Raw genomic sequence first — 17,570 nt, 5'->3', positions numbered from 1 at the left:
AAAGGTTGGGTTCAGCCCAGAGCTTTGATCACAGCGTCGGTGAACTGCTGGGTGTTGGCGGTGCCGCCCAGGTCTCCGGTGCGGGGACCTTCGGTGAGCACTTTGTCGATGGCATTGGAAATGCGGCCAGCAGTTTCGTACTCCCCGAGGTGCTCCAGCATCATCACAGCGCTCAGGATGGTGGCGGTGGGGTTGGAGATGCCCTTGCCAGCGATGTCGGGAGCGGAGCCGTGCACGCTTTCGAAGATGGCGTGTTTGTCGCCGATGTTGCCGGAGGCAGCGATGCCCAGACCGCCCACCAGACCTGCTGCGAGGTCAGAGAGGATGTCCCCGAACATGTTGGTGGCGACCAGCACATCGTACTGGGAGGGGTTGCGCACAAGCTGCATGGCGCAGTTGTCCACAATCACGTCCCAGCTCTGCAGGCCGTCCACTTTTTTGGCTTCTTCCATGATGGTGTTCAGGAACAGGCCCTGGGTGACAGGCAGCACGTTGGCCTTGTGGACCACAGCCAGTTTCTTGCGGCGCTTCATGGCGAGGTCAATGGCGTACTTGCCGATGCGCTCACTGGCCCGCTTGCTGATGTGGGCTTCTGCGATGGCTTTGTCCCCCTCGACGCGCTCTTTCTCCACGTAGAGGCCTTCGGTGTTTTCCCGCACCAGGATCAGGTCCACGTTCTGGTATGCACCATCTACAGGACGGGTCTTGGTGGGACGGACGTTGGCGTACAGGTCGAAGTGGCGGCGCATGAAGCGGATGGCCCCTTTGAAGCCTTCCACTTTCTTGCTGGGGCTGGTGGCTGCACCGAACAGGGTGGCGTCGGTGTTCTCCACGGCTTCCAGGGTGGCTTCCGGAACGGTGGTGCCGTGGTCCAGGAAGTATTCATAGCCTGCGTGGGCAGTGACAAATTCGAGATCCAGGCCGGTGGCCTCGAGCACGCGAACGGCTGCAGGGATCACTTCGTGTCCGATGCCGTCGCCTTCAATGATGCAGATGCGGTGTTTCGCCATAAATGGTGTACCTCCTCAAACGTTCTTATGTTAATGCGGTGTACACTCCCCACCATGTCACTGAATAGGGAACGCCGGGGGTCTGACACATGGGCTTTTTTTTTGGATCGTTTACTGGTGTAGTAACGGTATTAGTGTCTGTTGGACCATATCCCGGGCCAGCTTCGGCCCCAGCAGAAATCCCTTGGACCCCAGGGCAGTGAGGGTGAGGAGGCCTTCAGGCAGGGTAGCTCCAGAGTACCTCACACCGGTCCACACCCCACTGAAGTTCGGTTCCAGGGTTCTGAAGGTGAGCCGGGCTTTCTCCAGCAGCCAGTTCAGTGACTTCAGGGGCAGGCCCTGTGGGCTGCAGCGGTCTTCAGGCGTTTCAAATGTGGACCCGAGAACACCTCCTTTGCGTGCTGGTGTGGCATAAATGCCAAAACTCACGGGCAGGGGAGAGAGCGTGTCCTGAAGCAAAAGCAGGCTGCCCCTTCTGTGGGTGCCTGCAAAACCTGCCTGTGAGGCCCCGTAACTCCCTCCGCAGAATACCACTGTGCCCTCCAGAGCAGTTTGATCCTGCAAGACCACCCTGTCTGGAACGATGCTTACAGCTGTCTGCCGGATGACCCTGGCTCCACTTGCAATGCGCAGGGCTGCACAGAACGCCTGACCATCGACCCATCCACCCACAGGCAGATAAAGCACCCTGTACCAGTGCTCCTGCAAATGAACTTCTGCGGGGGCCTGTTCCAGCCACTCATGGGGATAATTCTCAGGAAGGTTCTTCATCCACTTCAGGAAGGTCTTTTCATCAGGAACCGGGCGGTAGATGCCTGCTCTGGAGTGGGGAACCTCAAAACCTGCTGCACTGAGCTCATCCAGCAGGGCAAAGGTGAAACGGGCTCCCTCAAGCCCTCCTTCCACCACATGACCATTCTGTCCGCGCACAGCATTGATCAGGGCACTCGGCACGTCACTTGCGGCATGCTTTCCTGCATCCACCAGAACAGTCTCCAGACCTTCCTTGGTTGCAAAGTAGGCCAGAGCACTCCCGGCAATGCCTCCTCCAACGATGATCAGGGGTTTCACTTCGCAACCTTTTCTGCCGTGACAAATTCCCGTTTTCCGGTCAATCCCCGATGCTTGGTCACCTGGAGACCTGCGTTCTGCAAGGCGCGCCTGACCGCTCCAGCAGCGCTGTATGTGGCCAGATGTGCGCCCACCTGCATGCTGGAGGCCACTTTCCTGCAGAATTCCGGGGTCCAGACCTCAGGGTTCACAGCAATGGAAAAGCCATCCAGGTAAAAACCAGTGGCCCAGTCGGAAGGGAAGTCTGCCACGGTAACATCCTCCACCTGCACCTCCACAGTGATCTGGCCTTCTGTGACCTGGAAACTCTGCCCCCAGACCTGCAAGATCTGCTGCCAGACGGAATGCTCGAACATGGGGTGAGCGTGGGTGTATTCTCGCAGCACCTCCACTGGAATGGGATCAAATTCGTATGCAAGATAGTGCAGAGGTACATTTCTGGCCACTGCATCCTGCAGTGTGGTCAGAAAATTCATGGCCACACCGAAGCCGACTTCGAGCACCCTGGGTGAAGGGTGCAGGTGGGTCTGGGAGCCCTGCAGGTACACCACCTGTGCCTGGGTCTGGGCACCATGGCTGGAATGGTAATGCTGCTGGTATTTCGCACTGAACACGGTCAGGCTGCCATCAGGGGTTTTTTCGATCATCGTGCACATCCATTGCGGGAGGAAGCACCAGCTCATTTTCGCGGTTGAAGGCCTGCATGAAGCGGCCCAGAAGCTGAAGCTGGGATTTGTAGTACTGCATGGCTTTGTATTTCTGTTTCTGTTGAGCAGGAGAAAGGGGATACTTCTGCCACTCAATGCCCTGACTGGTCTCTGCAGGAGGACTGAGAGGCAGACTGGGATGGTAGCCCTTGGGGAGCGGCCACTCGACCCCACCGTGCACCAGATAATACAGAATCCGGGCTTTCGGAAGCTCGCTGAGCACCCGGCTCGACATGAAGGAGGTGGCCTGGTGGTCTGGATGCTGGTCCAGAGGGGTGGGGGCCAGAATCACATCTGGATTGAACTTGCGGGCAATCTCCAGCACCTGGCGTTCAAGTTCCTGTCCTGTGTAGGGACTGCCCGGTTTGTACGCATTGGTGTAGGGCACCCGGTCCACCTGTGTATACCTGCTCTTGTAGGGGATCAGGTAATTGGTCAGGTACACACTGCGCAGCCCACGGTCCGGGAAGCCCAGAAAATACACGTTCTTGGCAGGCACCCCCAGGGCATTGGTGGCAAGGGTGGCTTCCGTCTGGCGCACCCGGCCCAGTTTCAGGTACACGCTGGCATTGACCATCAGTTTCCTGCTGGAGTACCGGGCATCCCAGGGGAAGCCGTCTCCGTTGGTCAGGAAAATCACAGCCACCTCACCGTGGTGTTGCAGCACATCCTGAATGAGGCCTCCTGCAGCCAGCGTTTCGTCGTCCGGGTGAGGGGACAGCACCAGCACCCGACCGCGCACAGGGACATGGTCGGGCAGCTGTTTTGCCGCATGTTCCACTCCGGCAACCACCCATTTTCCGGTGAACAGAAAACCCCAGCCGTTGATTCCTGCCGCAATAAAGAGGGAGAAAATCACCAGAAAAATCAGGGTGTTGAGCGGGTTCCAGCGGTCCCTTTGCAGACGAATTTTGAAACGGCGGAACCTCTTCACGATTCTGAGTTATAGCAAAATTTGATGTGAGTTCACATGAAGACCTGGATGTTCAGCAAGATCCGCCCTTTTTGCATCATTTTCACCTGCCTGTGGGTATACTTGCCTGAGTGTTATGTTGACCCTCGGGCTGGAAGAAGAATTTTTTGTGCTCTATCAGGGCAGACCCCACATGATTGGACTGACCCATCTGGCACGTTTGCTCCGCAAAGATCCCCACCATTACTTCACCCACAGTGCAAGCAACTTCACGCGCGGTGAAGGGGCAAAGCAGGGTCTGATGAGTGCCCTGGAAGTGTCTACTCCCGTGTGCACCTCAGCAGAAAATGTATTGCATTCCCTGAGGTTGCTGCGCAGTCAGGTGGCTTCGGTGATTCCCACGGGTCTGATTGCCGCAACGGGCATGTTCCAGCGGGACGACATCAACAACACCGCTGGCCTGCACATCCACCTGGGTGTTCCAGTGCAGGATCGTGAGCGCATCTACCAGAATGTGGCTTATTTTCTACCTGTGCTCGCCCTTGCAACAGCTTCCAGCCCCTTTCGCGGAACAGAGGTGTTTGGTCCCAGTTACCGCATGCATGGGTCTTATGCCCTGGGAGGGATCACCAGTGATCCTTACAAACGCTTTCAGGACCTGATCATCACCCGCAGGCTCGGAACCATTGAGGTGCGGGTGTTCGATCCGGTGTGGGATCTGGAAAGACTGGAGGCCATCATCAGGGCCCTTGTCCGGGTGGCAGAACTGCAAGACGCTCTGCCTTACCGCCAGGAGGATTACAACCGCCTGAGGTCCCAGTGGACGACCCAGGGTCTGACCCCAGAAATGCTGCAACGGGCCAGAGAACTCCATGACACCGTGGGGTTTGACCTGAAATGGGTGGAGCGCACCATCAGCGATGACCTGATTGAGCTCACCGCCCAGCAAGACTACCAGCATGCCCTCAGACACCTGGACTCAGGTTATCGGACCGGGACGTGGCAGCCGTCCAGCACGACAGATCATCCTCCTGCCCATCACCTGAGTCTGGAAGGCTGGCTGACCTACTACCTGCCCCGTTTTCCCTACATTGCCTATAAAGGCATCAAGGAGAACCTCAAAACCTCCAGAGAAAAATAAACCAGACGTTCAAGAAAACACAGTGGCATCTGGGATTTTTTCATGTCTGGCATGTGCCCTTGCAAGCTGGTCTGCATGCCTGAGGGGATCACAGACCCGGTACTTGCCTGAAAGCTCGAGAATCACCCTTTCGCTTTCCTGCAGGCTGATCAGGTGGCCCACGCTGACAAAGACAGGCCGGATGCCGGTCTGGGTTCTCAGGACCGTTCCCACCCCATCACCATCAAGCAGCACAGGCAAGGTGCTGCCCCTGGCATCTGGCAAGTCACCCTGATACCGCAAAAGGGTTTCCTTTGCGCAACCTATGGTGGGCAGTCCTGTTTTCAGGCCCACCAGACAGGCCACTCCAAACCGCCTGGGGTGGGCAACTCCATGTCCATCCACCAGTAGCAGTTGCGGAGTTAAACCTGTTGCCCAGACCTGCTCAATCATCTGGAGCAGGGGAGGGGCCTCCCGGAAAGCAAAAAACCCAGGCAGATACTCCACTTCGGTTTCAAACCGGGCCACAAATCTTCCCAGCGTGTTTCCGTGGAAGGTCTGGGCATGGAGGCCCACATGGGCGGTGTTCTCTGCATAATGGATGTCCAGAGCAAAGACCACATCGTCTTCCTGAGCAAAATAGCCCTGTCCTGCATCTGGAACAATCACCTGTGGTGCCAGCCTGATCTGTTCCTGTTCCATTTCCTGTGGGGTCATGTCAAACCTGCTTTCAATGGTCCCAGAGTAAAAGCTTGTGCCCTGAGATGGAAGGGTCACCAGGGTCTTTCTCCTGGGCCTGGGGAACCCCTGACTGCCGATCTTTCCCGCTGATTTCTCAGGGATGTGCGGTTACAATGGTTGGGTATGAAACTCAAACGCATCCTCAAAATCCTGATTCCTGTGGCCGCCATCTGGGGCCTGGTGGTGCTGTTCCTGCAGAAAATCTGGTTTTACCGTGACCCGATCCGTGTCTCTCCCAATGACCCTGACCTGATCCTCTCTCCCTGTGATGGACAGGTGGTCTACATCCGCCGTATCGAAGACGGCAAGGTGTACAGCGAGAAACTCGGTCAGAAAATTGACGTCACCGAGATCACCAAGACCGACATCCCTGATGGAACCGGCTGGTTGATTGGCGTTTACATGAGCCCACTGGACGTGCACTTCAACTATGCCCCCATTTCGGGTTCTGTGGACCGCATCGTGCACACCCAGACCAACCTGAACCTGCCCATGGTGGACCTTTGGGAGTACATCCAGCTCACCTACCTGCGCAAGGCCGTGGACCTGTTTGCCAAACGCTATGAGCTGGAAAACGAGCGCCAGACCATCTTCATGCACAACGAACGTGTGAGCCTCGCCATGGTGGAGATTGCCGACAAGTTCGTCAACAAGATCAGCACCTACGTCTCAGAAGGCGAGAGAACCCGTGCAGGTCAGAAGGTCTCTTTCATCGAACGGGGTTCCCAGGTGGATCTGGTGCTCTTTGGAGAGGATTTTGAGTTCCTCGCCAAAGTGGGCGATCAGGTGTACGGTGCCCTCACCCCTCTGGCCCGCCTGAAGAAGAAATAAAATTGAACCTGGTTCAGAAAGAGGCGAGGGTCATCCCCGTCTCTTTTTTTGTGGGAACCTCTGCTATGGTGAGTGCGTAAAAGGATAGACGTGGAACAATTTCAGGACTGGTTGCTCAATTTACCTCCCATTGTGGTTCATTTGCTGCTCTTTCTGCTTCTCCTGATCGAGGGCATAGGCACACCAGGGCTTCCTTTTGAAGTGCTCTGGATTGTGGAGGGCATCTTCATTCACCAGGGGAAGACCACCCTCTTTGAAGCCATCGCCTGGGGCACCATCGGCAACTGGATGGGCAACCTGGTGGGTTACCTGCTTGGAGACCGCATTTCCAGATATCTTCCCAAAAAAGCCAGGGAGTCTCTGGGCATCGAAGAGGTGCGCTCCATGTTCAACCGCTGGGGGGTGGGTGTGGTTCTTTTCAGCCGCTGGATGGGCCTCATTCGCACCCCAACCATTCTCTATGCAGGTGCAGTGGGCATGCCCTTCTGGAAGTATGCCTTCTGGAGTTTCATCGGTGCCCTGTCGTGGGTCGCCATCTGGCAACTGGCCTGCTGGTACTTTGGCAGCCTCGTCCTGGAATGGTGGGACAAGTATAAGATTTACATTGTTCTGTTCGGGATTCTGGTTGGTGTTCTTGGCGTATGGATGGTGATCCGCAAGCGTAGGCCAAACGATGCACCCTCTAATGGGCCCTGAGATTATATACTCGTATGCGTGTTATTCGACCCGCATACCCTTCAAACCCTGGACTTTTCAAGAATCCGCTCTGCGTTGGCGGATTGCTGCGCAAGCAGCCTGGGCGTGGAAAGGGCAGACAGCCTGACACCGTCAACGGATGCGGACTTCATCCGGTACCAATTGGATTGTGTGGAAGATGCCCTCTTTTCGGTCAGCCTGAATCTGGGAGGCATCCAGGACATCCGCCCGGGTGTGCACCGCTCCAGAGAGGGCAAACAGTTGGACGGCAAGGAAATCCTCGAGGTGGCCTACACCCTCGATGCTGCCCTGACCCTCAAGCGTGCCATCGCCATGAATTCCAGGGGACCGCTGCTGGATGTGGCCAGCAGCATCGGCTCCCACCTGAACCTGGTGCGCAGTGCACTGGAGAAACTCGATCGGGACGGCTCTGTCCGTGATGATGCCAGTCCCAAACTCCGCCAGATCCGCCGCCGCCTGAATCCTCTGCGCAACGAAATCCGCCAGAAAATGCAGGATGTGCTGGAACGCTGGGGAGACATGCTGCAGGAGAACCTGATCACCATCCGCCGGGACCGCTTCGTGGTGCCCATCAAGGCGAGTTACGTGAATCAGGTGCAGGGCATCATCATCGACGCTTCTGCCTCCGGACAGACCTACTTTGTGGAGCCCGGTTCCGTGGTTCCCCTCAACAACGAACTTGCCCGCCTGCTGATTGAAGAAGATCAAGAAGTCAGGCGGATTCTGATGGAGCTCTCCGGTCAGGTTGCCCTGGAAGAGGGCCTGGACATGACCATGTGGGCCCTCGGAGAACTGGACCTGATTGCGGCAAAAGCCCGACTGGCCCGTGACTGGGAACTGTCCCGACCTCAGCATTCTGATGCAGGCGTTTACCATCTGGAACAGGCCAGACACCCCCTCATCGAGAAACCTGTCGCCAACGATCTGCATCTGGATCACAACACACGCATTCTGCTCATCACGGGTCCCAACATGGGGGGAAAAACCGCAACCCTCAAGACGTTGGGACTCATTGTTTTGATGCACCAGTGCGGGATGTACGTGCCTGCCAGAATTGCCAAACTGCCTGTTGTGGACGGCATCCTGGTGGACATCGGTGATGAGCAGAGCATCCAGGAGAGCCTCTCCACCTTTGCCTCCCACCTCAAGCACCTGAAATACGTGCTGGACCATGCTGGACCCAACACCCTGATTCTGGTGGACGAGCTGGGCTCCGGAACCGACCCCACAGAGGGTGCAGCCCTGGCCCAGGCGCTGATCGGTGAACTTCTGAGAAAAGAAACCCGCGGAATCATCACCAGTCACCTTGCGCCCCTCAAGCTCTACGCCATGGAAACAACTGGACTGCAGAACGCCAGCATGGGTTTCAGCCTTGAGAGCCTGGGACCGACCTACAGACTGCAGGTGGGTCAGCCCGGACGTTCTTACGCACTGGCGATTGCCAGACGCATGGGCATTCCCGAAACGGTGCTTGGACAGGCCACGGAGATTCTGGGGCCAGAAGGCAACAAAGTCGAGAAACTCCTTGAGAACCTGGAAGCAGAGCGGGAAACCATCCGCAGCCAGCGTGAACAGCTCGACAGCCTGCGGCAGGAAGCCAACCTGATCCGCAACCAGCTGGCCTTTGACCGGGACCGCATCCATGAAGAGCGCGACGAACTGCTCCTCAAAGCCAGAGAACAGGCCGACCAGATCTACCGGGATGCCATCGAGACTGTACGCAAACTGCGCTCCAAGGCGCAGGATGACGTTTCGAGGCCAAAGGTGCTGGAGGAACTCAAAGAGCTGCGCCGGGCCAGCATGGCTGAACGCCCACAAGCCAAAGTGGAGCCCGCTCTGGAGCAAGTCCGCCCTGGCAGCATCGTGGATGTGCCTGCTTATGGTGCTTCTGGACAGGTTCTGGAAGTTCGCGGAGATGAACTGGTGGTGCAACTCGGGGTCCTCAAGATCACCGTGCGCCGTCGTGATGTTCGCCTGAAGCAACAGGAAAAGCAGAAGGTCACCTCTCTCATGTCTGCGGGATACTCCCGATTCAACAAGGAAATCAACCTCAGGGGCAAGAGTGGGGAAGAGGCCATTGAAGAACTTCGCTCGTATGTTGCGGAGGCCTACGCCCTCAAAGAAACCCCCCTCAGGGTGGTGCACGGCAAAGGCCAGGGTGTGCTGCGCCGCATGATCCGCGACTTCCTCAAGAATGAAAAAACGGTGGAGTCCTACCACGATGCAGAACCCTACAATGGTGGGCACGGGGTGACCATCGTCAACATCAGAACCAAGTAAACAGAGAAGGTCAGAACCAGACAGGTGGGCAATCCCACCTGTTTTCATTGCGCTGTACGATGTCCAGAAAAAACTGCTTGCCGTATGGTCTGTTAAGCTTCTTCATTGTTGTTGGCCACAAACCCTGCTGTCTTGAGCAGTCTCTCATTTTGAATTGTAATAAAGCATGCAGGTGACCTAAAATACTTGGGTGAAGGTTCTACTGCTGGATTTACAGCCCGACCAGTATCCGCTGGAGGGTTATCGCAAGAAACAATTGCTGTCCTGGGTTTTTGAGCAGGCCGCCCCGGATTTTGACAGCATGACCAACCTGCCACTCAAGCTGCGTGCTGAACTGCAGGAACACTACGAACTGAGCCCTTTCACCCAGGTGGACACTTTTCCCTCCACCGATGGGAGTGTCAAATACCTGTTCACCCTCAGGGATGGCCGCCAGATGGAAGCGGTTTTCATGCCCTACGAGGACCGCAAGACCATCTGTGTGTCGACGATGGTGGGGTGTCCAGCCAAGTGTGCTTTCTGTGCCACTGGTGCTCTGGGCTTTGGGCGTAACCTGACGCCCGGAGAGATCATCGGACAGATTCTCTACGCTGCCCGTGATCAGGGAATTCCTCCCAAAGAGATCCGCAATCTGGTGTTTATGGGGATGGGGGAGCCCCTGCTCAATTACGACAACACCATGAACGCTGCCCGCATCATGCTCAGTCCTGAGGCCCTCAACATGAGCCAGCGCAGGGTGACCCTCAGCACAGTGGGCCTGGCAAAAGGCATCCGCAAACTGGCCACGGAAGACATTGAGCTGAAACTGGCCATCAGCCTGCATGCACCAGATGAAGAAACCCGCCAGCGCATCATTCCCACAGGACAGGCCAACAGCATCCCAGAAATCATGGATGCTGCCCGCGATTATCAGGCCAAGACCGGGCGGCGCATCACCATGGAATATGCCATGCTGCGTGGGGTCAATGACCACCTCTGGCAGGCGGATCTGCTGGCAGACCTTTTAAAGGGCATGATCAGTCACGTCAATTTGATTCCCATGAACCCCTGGGATGGCAGTGGGTTTGAAGAAACCCCTGAAGTCCAGATTCAGGCCTTTTATGACCGTCTTGAAGAGCGAGGCATTCCTGTGAGTGTCCGGCGTTCAAGAGGGCGTGATGCGGGTGCAGCATGCGGTCAGCTGGCATTGAAAAAACCTTCATTAAGCTCTTCTGTATGAAATATGTAAAGATTGTGAAGTCATGATAGGATAGTGCAAAGCCGCACTAAAGCACGGAATACTCTAGGAGGGTAGCAGTATACAATGAGAAACCTTAGGCGCGTCCTGTTGACTGCACTACTGACTGTCCCTGTACTTGGTTTGCAACTGTCGAGTGCCCAGAGCACGGATTTGACAGTGCTTGAAACCCAGTTCACACAAAACCCCAGCCTTGAAAATTCAGTTCTGCTCGGACAGGCATACTTGAATGCAGGCCGCACCTCTGACGCCGTGAAAGCATTTGAAGACGCCATCCGCAGGGATTACCGCAGCTACGAGGCCCACTTCGGACTCGGGGTGGCACTCTTTCAGCTGAACAATCTCAGCGGTGCGCAGTTTGAGTTTGAACAATTGACCGCCCTCAATCCCAACCTGTTGCAGGGGTATTACAACCTGGCTGCGGTCTTGACCAGACAGGGCAAGAATGCAGAAGCCATCACCACTTACCAGAAAGCCATTGAAGTGGGCAAGGGCAACGAGGCCAGTGCGGAAGAACTGACCCTGGCTTACACCCAGATGGCCCAGTTGCTGGTGCTTGCAGGTCAGCACAAAGAAGCCCAGGCTGCTTATGAAGAAGCCCTGAAGCTCAACCCGCAAAGTGAATCCCTGATGCTGGCTGTTGCTCAGGAAGCCCTTGCTGCAAGCAAAACCAGCCCGGACCCTCTGGCCTCCACCATTTCTCTGAGCTATGCTTATCAGTTGCTGGCCAAGAACCCAGCTCTGTCAGAGGCAACACTGGTGGTCGTTGAAAACTACGTCAATCAGGGCCTGACGGACCGTGCCCTGCGTGAGCTGGACAAAGGCATTGCAGCTGCAAAAGACAATGCTTCCAGGGTCAGGTTGCTGACCCGCAAGGGCCAATTGCTGGAAAACAGCAGTGTGCAGGATGCCATCACCACCTATGCGGAAGTGTTGACCCTGGATTCCCGCAGTCCGGTCAGGTATGACCATGCACGCCTGTTGCTTGCCTCCCGCAAATATGCAGAGGCATTGCAAGGTTTCCAGCAACTGGTGAAAGACAATCCCACCGATGTGGCCTACCTGGGCCTTGCCCAGTCGCAAGAGGCCCGGCAACAATACCAGGCGGCCTACAATGCAGCCATCAGTGCAAGCAAGCTGGCCAAAGACCCCAACCTGGTTGCGGCTGCACAGACCATTGCTGTGCGCAATGCATACAAAGCCAAAAAATACAGTGATGCAGTGAAGCTCACCCAGAGCATGTCTGCGCCTACTGCTGAAGCCCTGAACTGGGGAGGTCTCAGTGCCTACAATCAGCGCAGCTATGCCACTGCTGCGAACCTTCTGGCAGGTGCTCTTGAGCGGGATGCCCAGAACCAGACGGTGGCCCTGAATCTTGGTGCTGCCTACCTGGCCCTCAAGCAATATGACAATGCAGAACGGGTGCTGGCTGCCCTTGTGGCCCAGAATGCCCGAAATGCAGAAGGCTGGTACAACTACGGGATTGCCCTGCGTGGCCGGGGCGACGAAGCTGGTGCGCGTCTGGCTTTCCAGCGGGCACTGACTCTGGGGTACTCCAAAGCAAAAGGAGCATTGGGCGGTAAATGACTTGGTTCCGTAAACACTGGCCAGACGTGATCATCCTCTTTTTTATCGTGCTGATTCTGGCAGGAGCGGTCCTGATCCTTTTCGGAGGGACCAGGAAACTGTTCAACCTTTCTGCCACCCAGGCACCCGTACAATCCCAGCAGGAAACCCCCCAGGTGGAAGAAATTCCCCTCAATCCTGCGCCTGTGGTTGCTCAGGAAGCACAGACCCAGGAGGAAACCCAGCCTGAGAACCAGACCCAGACCGGGACACTGGCTCCTGAAGAAACCCAGCCTGCTCCTTCTGCCAGCGCTTCTGGATCTGAGACAGCGCCAGAAATCAGCAATGCTCAGGAAACCCAGAGTGTTCCGGTGATTCCTGCAGAAAGCAGCACTCCCTCAGTAGAAACCACAGAGACTCCCTCAACAGTTCAGTCAACGACCGAGCAGTCAGGTGCAACTTCTCAACCGACGCCCACTCCATCCAATGTGCAGCCCGAGCAGCCTGCACCAACACCACAGCCTGCCGCCAGAGCCATCACAGGACGCACCCCCACGAAACAGGACTTCCGCATCAGCGCAGGTCTGTATCAGACAGAGGCGCAGGCGGGCACCATTGCTGAGAAAATCAAAGCTCTGGGTTATCCCACCTACGTTTTCCCCAGCAAAGATGACAACTATGTGGTGCTGATTGGTCCATTCGTGAACCGCAATGATGCAGACACGGCTGTCTCTCAGATTCAAACGGTGCACCAGAACCTGTTTGTCTACGCACCTCAGAATCCGACTGTGAATGCATCAGGTGAAGGAGCAGCCACCGCTGGAACTTCAAGCAGTCCCACTTCTTCAGGGACAACGGCCTCCTCTGCACCCACAGGCCCAATGTACCTGCAAGTCGGTGCCTACAAACGGGCAGACAGTGCAGTGCCAGCCATTGACCAGCTGCGTTCTCTGGGATTCAGTCCCAGCCTGAGAACCGATGCCAATGGCATGGTGCGCGTGGTGGTCGGACCCTTCGCAGCCGGAGATGTGCCCTCGGCACAGGCCAAACTCAAAGAGGCGGGCTACACGGACGCCTTCCAGATTCGGTGAAACCATGTCGCAGTCTTTGAACATCCCCAGTGCCGCCATTTCAAGGCTGGTCACCTACCTGAGAATCCTGGAAAAACTGGAATCTCAGGGCATCAACCGGACCAGCAGCAACGATCTGGCCGAAAGGGCACAGGTCAGTGCTTTTCAGGTTCGCAAGGATTTGGCTTACTTTGGACGCTTCGGAACCCGTGGCATGGGATACACCGTGGCTGTCCTCAAGCGTGAACTGAGACGCATCCTGGGCCTCACCCGGCCCTGGAATGTGGTGATCATGGGCATGGGAAGACTCGGGCAGGCCATTGCGCACTACCCGGGGGCCAGTGACTATGAATTCAGTTTTGTGGGTCTCTTTGACCCCGACCCCAGCAAGGTGGGGATGCAAATTCGGAACCTGGAGGTGATGCACCCGGATCACCTGAAGGATTTCGTGCGCTCTCATCAGGTGGACATGGGTTTTATTGCTGTTCCTGCAGACCGCGCGCAGGATGTGGCCCAGATCCTGGTGGAAGCTGGAGTGAAAGGAATCCTCAACTTCGCCCCTGTGGTGATTCAGCCCAAGATGCTGGAGCGCCCGGGGGTCGAACCCGAAAAAGAAGAGGAGTGGGAGGGAGTCATCGTGGAGAACATCGATTTTCTGGCAGGAATGAAACGCCTGGCGTTTTACATCCTGAACCCTGGCTTAAGAGAACTGGAGGAGGTTGGATGAACATGTGGAAGAAATTATTAATGGGCTCTTTGGTGCTGGGAACAGTGGTTTCCTGCAATGGCAGCGTTGTGCAGGGCATGGTGCCAGTTGCAGTCACTCCTTCTGTGGAAGGCCTGAGAATGTCTGTGGATTACACCAAAAACACCACTACTGGGGTCACGGGTGTGACTGTGACCCGCAACAGTGGTACGGTCAAGTTTGCTGCTTTCCCCGGATCAGCAGGGTTCCAGGTGCAGCGGTACAAGATTGAAACCTTTGACGAATCACTGACCCAACTTGCAACCATTGAACACACGCTTGCAGTTTCGGTGGAAGCTCCTCCTCTGAGTGGAACAGGTGCAGGTCAGGTAAAAACCACCACAGCAGCTTTGCCTCAGGACCCTCTGTTCCCTGATGAAGTCCAGCAGCACTATGTCAACCTGTGCCTTTCCAATTATCTTGATCCCAACCGAGGCGTGGATGACCCCGTCTGCCCCAAACTTAAAGTGAGATTCACATTCACCGGAATTTCCCTTGCTGACCAGACCACCAAAAATGTAACTGCGACCTTCGACTTTCAGCCTGGTTTCAGTTATACGGTGACGGGAGGTTAATGAAATGAAGCCCATCATGCAATTGCTCTCAGCTGGATTGATCAGCCTTGTGCTGGCGGCATGTGGATCCATCAGCGTGGACAACGGCAGCATCAATCCAGGCACCACCCCAACGGTGAAAGACCCCAACATCACCAGTGTAACTGTCAACGGAAACCAACTGCTTCGTAGAAGCACTGACATTTGGATCTCTGGGGATGCGGATGTTTTCGTTAAGGTCACTTCCAATGTTGGACTGGACAGCCTCACTTACAGCCTGGATGGTCAGTCGGGGGTCATTGACAACCCCAAAGCCTCCAATGTGTTTCGGGTGTCCAACCTCACCGCTGGCTCCAAGACCCTGAGCATCACGGCCACCAACATCAAGGGATCTGACACCACGGTGAACCTTCCCGTGAAGGTGGACCTGACCCCTGCCTCTGTTGCAGTGGTGACCCCTGCAGATGCGTCAAATGGCACCATTCCCAAAGTGAGTGGTCTGGTGGACCTGAAAGTGGCTGTCACAGACGCTGAGTCTGGCATCCGCAGTGTGAAGTTCTTCCAGCGCGGCACCACCGACACCGAAATCACCGAAATCACCCGCAACAACACCGAATACTCCACCCAGATCGACACCACCAAAATGACCGATGGCGTCAAATATTTTGAAGTCCGTGTGTTGAACAATGCAGGCCTGAGCACCAGCAAGGTGATCGGACTGAACATCAACAACACAGGTGGACCAACAGAACCCACACCTCCTGTTGTGCGTCTGTTGCTCGCAAGTGGGGACAAGACTGGTAGCATCACCATTCCTTTCCTGGTGACCAGTGAGGATCCTGTCAAGATTGCCCGTTTGTTGATCGATGGTCAGCTCTACAAGACCACGGTAAATCCGCCCAGTGACCAGGAAAGTACTTTTGTTCTGGACACCAATCTGATTTCTGTGGGAACCCACCAGGTGACTGTTTCTGCAGAAACCATCCAGGGGAAATCTGCCACCTCCAACACCGTCACCATCAATGTGACTTCCAACCTGAGTTTGCCCCTGTTCAAGATTTCCGCTCCTCAACCTGGGGCAAAACTGGGTGGTCGAACCCCTGTTGAGATTTCTGTGGTCAAGAAAGGCTCAAATTTCAACTTCCTGAGTGGGATCACAGTCGAGATCATTGGTTTCGGCGGACAGGTGATCAAGACCCTTACCATAGACAAAGCTGCCCTGAGAAACAATTCAGATGGCATTTACATCACGGAAGCTGTGGATTGGCCCAGACTGACAGGTTCAGACAATTATGATGTTCGCGCTTATGCCAGCATTCAGGTGGATGATGGCATTCCGGCTCAGACCGATCCCACTTTCACCATCAGTGATCAGTTGACCACAGGTGTGTCCATCAGCAACCTTAAACCCCCTGCTGCCAACATTCTGATTCCCTCACGCAATGATCCCAGCTCTGCAGTTCCCACTGCTGTGTTGAACAGAACTGGTGGAATCTTCTTGCAGGTGACCGATGAAAACAAACTCGATGATGTGAAATTCAGAGTTGATGTGCGTCTGGTCAGCAAAGCACCTGCTGGTGGTGCCAAAATCACCAAGTACCTTTACAACCTGCCCCTGGAAACAGGTACCTTCTACCACGCCATCTCAACCGTCATTCTTGATGGAAGTGAATATGTGGAAAACGGTGAGTACACCCTTCAGACCATTTCTGAAGATGACCAGGGCAACGGCAATGTGCAAGAAGTGGCCATCAAAGTGGACCGCAAAGCACCGAATCTGGCTGTTGTGAATGCAAATACCCTGGTGACCCTGGTGAATGCCACCTATGCAAAAGGCAAGCCTGATAAGCATTCTGCCACATGGAGACTGTGCACCAACCCTGGTACTGTGACCCGCGTGGAATACTACAATGGCAGCGCAGTCCCATCTCCGACCACCCCTTGCACTCCGGTAAAATTCTCCAATCCCACCATGCTGGTGGCTTCAGTGGTGGACCCTGTTGGTTCGGCTTCAGAGCAACAGATTTTCTATGATGTCACTGGAGATGCTCCAGCCTTCACCGTGTTCTTCTCCAGGGCTGGTCAGTTCCAGGTGACCATCTTTGCCCAGGACCTGATCACTGGACAGCTTCAAACGTTCCCTGGCCCTTCTGTTGGCGTAGCCATCTTCGAATAAGACCTCATAAGTCAAAGTGCGCCTCTTCAAGAGGCGCACTTTGACTTATGAGGTCTAAAGGGTGTTTTGAAAGTCTTCTTTGCCGTCTAAAACACAGAATCCAGAGCTTTTATTGGACGTGACAGTGCCATCCCCAGCGGATCAACAGCTTGCGAACATGATGCAGGTGGTACCACACACCAAAATGCTCCCCAATGAGCTCTCTGACGTCTCGGAGAGACCAGGGTGCTTGTAAAGGAGAGTCGACCCCTTGAAGCCACTGCTGAACACATTGTTCCTGATCTGGAGTCAATCTTCTGGGACGTCCTGAGGGTGTTCTGGCCTTCAAGCCATCGATCCCAGAAACCTTCAATGTAGCTTTCCACTGGGAGATGGCAGAAATCGAAACCTGATATGCACTGGCCCACTGAGCAACAGTGCGGGATTGCTGCTGTTGTGCAACCGCGAAGTGAAGCCTACGCTCTTCGCGAGCAGATCGGGTTAGAGGCCGCATTGAGCTAACCTTTTGAGCATCAGGCGAATCATCACCTCAAAGACCAGATTTTCCGAGGTGACGGGAAGTCGTTCGTAATCTTTGGCCATGCGTCTGGATCTGCCCAGCCAGGCGAAGGTTCTTTCCACCACCCAGCGGCGTTTCAGCACCACAAAACCCTCAGGAACCTCGATAGGTGGGGGGGGTTCCTGACCTTGAGGCAGCCAGATGTGTTTGACGCCAGTCCAGGGATGTTTCACAATCTCGATGGTCCAACCCAGTGTGTTTTTGATGTTCTTGATCAGATCGCCCGTATAGCCTCGATCCGCCCACACGTGCTGCATTCGAGGGAAAACCTCT

17 protein-coding genes are annotated in these 17,570 nt (G+C 55.5%); 10 read left to right on the top strand and 7 right to left on the bottom strand.

Translation table 11 applies throughout. The features are described 5' to 3' along the window. Window positions 1-11: 11 nt before the first annotated feature. From DC3_RS26720 to DC3_RS26705, 4 genes are all read right to left on the bottom strand, one after another. On the bottom strand, window positions 12-1,010 hold the full coding sequence (locus DC3_RS26720) for an isocitrate/isopropylmalate dehydrogenase family protein (protein WP_146891094.1): 999 nt from the start codon (window positions 1,008-1,010) through the stop codon (window positions 12-14). A 111-nt stretch (window positions 1,011-1,121) separates the two neighbouring features. Continuing rightward, window positions 1,122-2,081 carry an NAD(P)/FAD-dependent oxidoreductase gene (locus DC3_RS26715; RefSeq protein WP_146891091.1) on the bottom strand — a complete coding sequence of 320 codons (960 nt, stop codon included), beginning with the start codon at window positions 2,079-2,081 and terminating at the stop codon, window positions 1,122-1,124. Further along, the gene (mnmC2, locus tag DC3_RS26710) at window positions 2,078-2,728 is read right to left on the bottom strand and encodes a tRNA (5-methylaminomethyl-2-thiouridine)(34)-methyltransferase MnmC2 (protein ID WP_246130827.1); all 651 of its coding nucleotides are present in this window, start codon (window positions 2,726-2,728) and stop codon (window positions 2,078-2,080) included. Before mnmC2 ends, DC3_RS26715 begins: the two co-directional genes overlap by 4 nt. Beyond that, on the bottom strand, window positions 2,709-3,722 hold the full coding sequence (locus tag DC3_RS26705) for a PIG-L deacetylase family protein (protein WP_186816290.1): 1,014 nt from the start codon (window positions 3,720-3,722) through the stop codon (window positions 2,709-2,711). Before DC3_RS26705 ends, mnmC2 begins: the two co-directional genes overlap by 20 nt. 115 nt (window positions 3,723-3,837) lie before the next feature. Here DC3_RS26705 and DC3_RS26700 point away from each other — a divergent pair, with 115 nt between their 5' ends. Then, window positions 3,838-4,842, top strand: coding sequence for a glutamate--cysteine ligase family protein (locus DC3_RS26700; protein ID WP_146891082.1), 1,005 nt, complete (start codon window positions 3,838-3,840; stop codon window positions 4,840-4,842). Window positions 4,843-4,851: 9 nt separating this feature from the next. Here DC3_RS26700 and DC3_RS26695 read toward each other — a convergent pair whose 3' ends face one another. Further along, on the bottom strand, window positions 4,852-5,538 hold the full coding sequence (locus DC3_RS26695) for an endonuclease V (RefSeq protein WP_146891079.1): 687 nt from the start codon (window positions 5,536-5,538) through the stop codon (window positions 4,852-4,854). 147 nt (window positions 5,539-5,685) lie between these two features. Here DC3_RS26695 and DC3_RS26690 point away from each other — a divergent pair, with 147 nt between their 5' ends. The 9 genes from DC3_RS26690 (at window position 5,686) to DC3_RS26650 (ending at window position 16,738) form a co-directional block, all read left to right on the top strand. Further along, entirely contained in the window at window positions 5,686-6,393 is a 708-nt protein-coding gene (locus DC3_RS26690) for a phosphatidylserine decarboxylase (RefSeq protein ID WP_146891076.1), read from the top strand. A 90-nt stretch (window positions 6,394-6,483) separates the two neighbouring features. Further along, window positions 6,484-7,089, top strand: coding sequence for a DedA family protein (locus DC3_RS26685; protein ID WP_186816289.1), 606 nt, complete (start codon window positions 6,484-6,486; stop codon window positions 7,087-7,089). A gap of 18 nt (window positions 7,090-7,107) precedes the next feature. Continuing rightward, window positions 7,108-9,390 carry an endonuclease MutS2 gene (locus tag DC3_RS26680; protein WP_146891070.1) on the top strand — a complete coding sequence of 761 codons (2,283 nt, stop codon included), beginning with the start codon at window positions 7,108-7,110 and terminating at the stop codon, window positions 9,388-9,390. 190 nt (window positions 9,391-9,580) lie between these two features. After that, the gene (gene rlmN, locus DC3_RS26675; protein WP_146891067.1) at window positions 9,581-10,609 is read left to right on the top strand and encodes a dual-specificity RNA methyltransferase RlmN; all 1,029 of its coding nucleotides are present in this window, start codon (window positions 9,581-9,583) and stop codon (window positions 10,607-10,609) included. A gap of 84 nt (window positions 10,610-10,693) precedes the next feature. Next, entirely contained in the window at window positions 10,694-12,214 is a 1,521-nt protein-coding gene (locus tag DC3_RS26670; protein ID WP_146891064.1) for a tetratricopeptide repeat protein, read from the top strand. Then, window positions 12,211-13,284: an SPOR domain-containing protein gene (locus DC3_RS26665; protein WP_146891061.1), complete on the top strand. Its 1,074-nt coding sequence runs from the start codon at window positions 12,211-12,213 to the stop codon at window positions 13,282-13,284. Before DC3_RS26670 ends, DC3_RS26665 begins: the two co-directional genes overlap by 4 nt. 4 nt (window positions 13,285-13,288) lie before the next feature. Next, window positions 13,289-13,990 carry a redox-sensing transcriptional repressor Rex gene (locus tag DC3_RS26660; RefSeq protein ID WP_146891058.1) on the top strand — a complete coding sequence of 234 codons (702 nt, stop codon included), beginning with the start codon at window positions 13,289-13,291 and terminating at the stop codon, window positions 13,988-13,990. Then, window positions 13,987-14,583, top strand: a complete 597-nt coding sequence (locus DC3_RS26655) for a hypothetical protein (RefSeq protein WP_146891054.1) — start codon at window positions 13,987-13,989, stop codon at window positions 14,581-14,583. Before DC3_RS26660 ends, DC3_RS26655 begins: the two co-directional genes overlap by 4 nt. A 4-nt stretch (window positions 14,584-14,587) precedes the next feature. Continuing rightward, window positions 14,588-16,738, top strand: coding sequence for a hypothetical protein (locus DC3_RS26650; protein WP_146891051.1), 2,151 nt, complete (start codon window positions 14,588-14,590; stop codon window positions 16,736-16,738). A gap of 109 nt (window positions 16,739-16,847) precedes the next feature. Here DC3_RS26650 and DC3_RS30190 read toward each other — a convergent pair whose 3' ends face one another. Both DC3_RS30190 and DC3_RS26640 read right to left on the bottom strand, forming a co-directional pair. Beyond that, window positions 16,848-17,231: a helix-turn-helix domain-containing protein gene (locus DC3_RS30190; protein WP_146891048.1), complete on the bottom strand. Its 384-nt coding sequence runs from the start codon at window positions 17,229-17,231 to the stop codon at window positions 16,848-16,850. Then, the coding region (locus tag DC3_RS26640) for a transposase (protein WP_146891045.1) at window positions 17,219-17,570 on the bottom strand (352 nt) is incomplete at its 5' end. The genes DC3_RS26640 and DC3_RS30190, both read right to left, overlap by 13 nt.

Source organism: Deinococcus cellulosilyticus NBRC 106333 = KACC 11606, assembly GCF_007990775.1.
In the GTDB taxonomy this organism is placed as follows: Bacteria; Deinococcota; Deinococci; order Deinococcales; family Deinococcaceae; genus Deinococcus_C; species Deinococcus_C cellulosilyticus.
Note: the sequence above shows the minus strand (reverse complement) of the source record. Positions and strands in the feature narration are given on the sequence as shown.

Coding starts and splice junctions, on each gene's coding strand:
- DC3_RS26720 (WP_146891094.1), bottom strand. CDS start 1,010: ATGGCGAAACACCGCATCTGCATCATTGAAGGCGACGGCATCGGACAC.
- mnmC2 (WP_246130827.1), bottom strand. CDS start 2,728: ATGATCGAAAAAACCCCTGATGGCAGCCTGACCGTGTTCAGTGCGAAA.
- DC3_RS26700 (WP_146891082.1), top strand. CDS start 3,838: ATGTTGACCCTCGGGCTGGAAGAAGAATTTTTTGTGCTCTATCAGGGC.
- DC3_RS26695 (WP_146891079.1), bottom strand. CDS start 5,538: ATGACCCCACAGGAAATGGAACAGGAACAGATCAGGCTGGCACCACAG.
- DC3_RS26690 (WP_146891076.1), top strand. CDS start 5,686: ATGAAACTCAAACGCATCCTCAAAATCCTGATTCCTGTGGCCGCCATC.
- DC3_RS26670 (WP_146891064.1), top strand. CDS start 10,694: ATGAGAAACCTTAGGCGCGTCCTGTTGACTGCACTACTGACTGTCCCT.
- DC3_RS26665 (WP_146891061.1), top strand. CDS start 12,211: ATGACTTGGTTCCGTAAACACTGGCCAGACGTGATCATCCTCTTTTTT.
- DC3_RS26660 (WP_146891058.1), top strand. CDS start 13,289: ATGTCGCAGTCTTTGAACATCCCCAGTGCCGCCATTTCAAGGCTGGTC.
- DC3_RS26655 (WP_146891054.1), top strand. CDS start 13,987: ATGAACATGTGGAAGAAATTATTAATGGGCTCTTTGGTGCTGGGAACA.
- DC3_RS26650 (WP_146891051.1), top strand. CDS start 14,588: ATGAAGCCCATCATGCAATTGCTCTCAGCTGGATTGATCAGCCTTGTG.
- DC3_RS30190 (WP_146891048.1), bottom strand. CDS start 17,231: ATGCGGCCTCTAACCCGATCTGCTCGCGAAGAGCGTAGGCTTCACTTC.